2 protein-coding genes and 1 pseudogene are annotated in these 2,631 nt (G+C 66.3%); all 3 read left to right on the forward strand.

Annotated elements, in window-relative coordinates; translation table 11 throughout:
* The first annotated feature begins 111 nt into the window (after positions 1-111).
* Complete coding sequence (locus A5733_RS04550) at positions 112-1,017, forward strand: PD-(D/E)XK nuclease-like domain-containing protein (protein ID WP_076239257.1); 906 nt, start codon at positions 112-114, stop codon at positions 1,015-1,017.
* 23 nt (positions 1,018-1,040) lie between these two features.
* On the forward strand, positions 1,041-2,369 hold the full coding sequence (locus tag A5733_RS04555) for a hypothetical protein (protein WP_076239256.1): 1,329 nt from the start codon (positions 1,041-1,043) through the stop codon (positions 2,367-2,369).
* Positions 2,370-2,399: 30 nt separating this feature from the next.
* Positions 2,400-2,631, forward strand: a pseudogene (locus A5733_RS04560) (hypothetical protein); the annotation flags it as partial.

The following is a 2,631-nucleotide window of genomic DNA, read 5'->3' on the forward strand; positions in this document are numbered from 1 at the left end:
CAAAAGCGCGGCGAGATCCCGCAATTCGTGACGTGCTGCAACGCGTGGATGTGCGCCTACTGCCGGGACATGCGCGGCTGTGTCGACCCGGCCCAGCCGCAGACCGCCGAAATGCGCAGCCGTCACGCCCTGGCCGCCGTCGTCCCCGTCAACGACGGCCTCTACCCGCGCATCCCCGACACCGTCTACCACGCGGACCCGCACAGCCTGTCCTCGTCGGGTGCGCGGCTGCTGTTGGCCAAGACGCCGGCCGAGTTCCTGCAGGAACGGATCGACCCGCCAAAGCCGAAGAAGCACTACGACGAAGGGCACGCCGCGCACTACGTCGTGCTCGGTGAGGGCGCACAACTCAAGGTGCTCGACCCGGCGGTGCACGGGCTCAAGGCCGACGGGAAACCCGCGGACAAGCCGAGCGCGACCGCGAAGTGGAAACAGGCCGAGGCCGATGCCCGAGCCCAGGGCAAGACGGTGATCACCAAGGCGCAGATGGACAACGTGCAGCGTATGGCGGGCAAGGTGTTTGCCAATCCGTACGCGGCGAAGCTGCTCAGTGCTGATGGTGACGCGGAGGTGTCCGCGTACTGGCATGACGACGCCACCGGCGTGCGGTTGCGGGCTAGGTTCGACTACCTGCCTCAGCGCAAGGGGCGGCAGATCATCGTCGACTACAAGACCGCGATCTCCGCCGCGCCGGCCGAGTTCGAGAAGGCCATCGCCAACTACGGCTACAACCAGCAGGCCGCCTGGTACATCGACGCGGCGATCGAGCACGGGTTCGACGATCCGGCGTTCGTCTTCATCGTCCAGATGAAGGCCGCGCCATGGCTGGTGTCGCTGCACCAGATCGAACCGGAGTGGATCGCGCTGGGCCGCAAGAAGAATCGCGAAGCGATCGACCTGTATGCGCAGTGCGTGGAGACCGACACGTGGCCCGGGCACAGTGACGAGATCCACGTCGCACAGATGCCGTACTGGCTGCGCCGCCAGCTAGAAACCGAAACCGCCAACGCCGAATAACCCCCACCCGAGAGGAAACCTCAATGCCTTCAACCGATATCGCGACCGTCGAGGACTCGTCACTCGACATTCTGCCGCCCGCTCAGGCACCGTCCGCGGTTGCACGCCACATGCTCCGCGAGCACGCCGCCATGATGCAGGACGCCTACCAGCTCGCCAAAGCCGTGTGCTCGACGCAGATGGTTCCGACTCGATTCCGCGGCAAACCTGAAGATGGCGCCGCCGCGATCATGTACGGGTCCGAACTCGGCCTCAACCCTCTGCAGTCGCTGCAGAAGGTGGTCCCTGTTCACGGCATGCCGTCGTTGGAGGCCCGCACGATGGTTGCTCTGCTCAAGGCTCGCGGTTACCGGGTGAAGACGACGGCGCAGTCGGATACCTCGGTGACGGTGCAGGGCATCGACCTCGACGGTGACGTCTACGAATCCACCTGGACGATCGACCGGGCGAAGAAGGCCGGGTATGTGCCGATGATCGACGAGAAAACCGGCAAGTACAAGACCAACAAGAACGGCAACCTGCTGGGCAACGAAAAGTATCTGACCGATCCGCAGGCCATGCTCAAGGCGAAAGCGCAGTCCGAGGTTTGCCGCGACATGGCGCCCGACGTGCTGATGGGGATCAGCTACACCAGCGAGGAACTGGAGTCGGAGAACTGGGACAACGGCGCGGCGCTCGCCCAGGCGCAGGTGCAGGCACCGAAGGGGCGGGGCGCGGTGCTCACCACGGACGACATTCTGGCCGACGAGGTCCCCGACCCGACACCTGAGCCGGAGGTCCCGCAGGACGCGGCCCGGGCCACCGCGGTGCGCCGCACGAAGGAGCACCTGGCCGCCGGCACGATGCCCGACCCTAACGAGGACATCGAAGCGGCCGAGGCGTATGCCGAGGAAGCACTCACAGACGACGAGGCGCTCACCTACCTGGCGGGCGCGCCGGAGACTGGTCACGACGGCGGTAACGAGCAGAGTCGGGGAGCTGAGCCGTCGTCGGGCTCCACCCCGGAGTCTGACCCTGCTGACCAGGACACTTCGGAGCCGGAACCCGTTGCGCCAGCAGCCGAGCCGGAACCCGCCCCCGCGCGGAAGGTATCCAGCCGCCGCGCCGCGCTCGAACGCCGCCTGTTCAAGCTGCTCGCCGGCGCCGACGTCGACAAGGACAACCGTGAGGACCGGCTCATCATCTACCGGGCCGTCATCGGCCGCGCAGACATTCAGTCGACCAACGATCTGACCGACGTCGAGATCGCCACCCTGTGCGACCAGCTCTACGAGTGGGACCGCGACAAGACCCTCGGCGACAAGGTCACCGACATCTTGAACAACGCCACCCTGGCCGCCGACTCCGAGTAATCACCAACCCGCCGAAAGGAATCCACGCACATGCTCGTCAAAGACCAGCCCGAGGACCTGCCCACCACCAACGAGCTCGACAACATCCCGGACGATCTACTCGGCGGGCCGCCGCCCCCGGCCTATCTGAGCTTCGGCATGACCCCCGCCGCGATCGAGAACCCGCCCGCCAACGGCGATGTCGTGGTGTTCATGGTGCGTGCCCGGTGCAAGGGCGAGCACGGCCCGCTGACTCGCGCGGACGGTGAGGAGCGGTACAAGC

It is taken from the genome of Mycobacterium sp. NS-7484, assembly GCF_001953975.1.
Taxonomy (GTDB): domain Bacteria; phylum Actinomycetota; class Actinomycetes; order Mycobacteriales; family Mycobacteriaceae; genus Mycobacterium.

Coding starts and splice junctions, on each gene's coding strand:
- A5733_RS04550 (WP_076239257.1), top strand. CDS start 112: ATGCGCAGCCGTCACGCCCTGGCCGCCGTCGTCCCCGTCAACGACGGC.
- A5733_RS04555 (WP_076239256.1), top strand. CDS start 1,041: ATGCCTTCAACCGATATCGCGACCGTCGAGGACTCGTCACTCGACATT.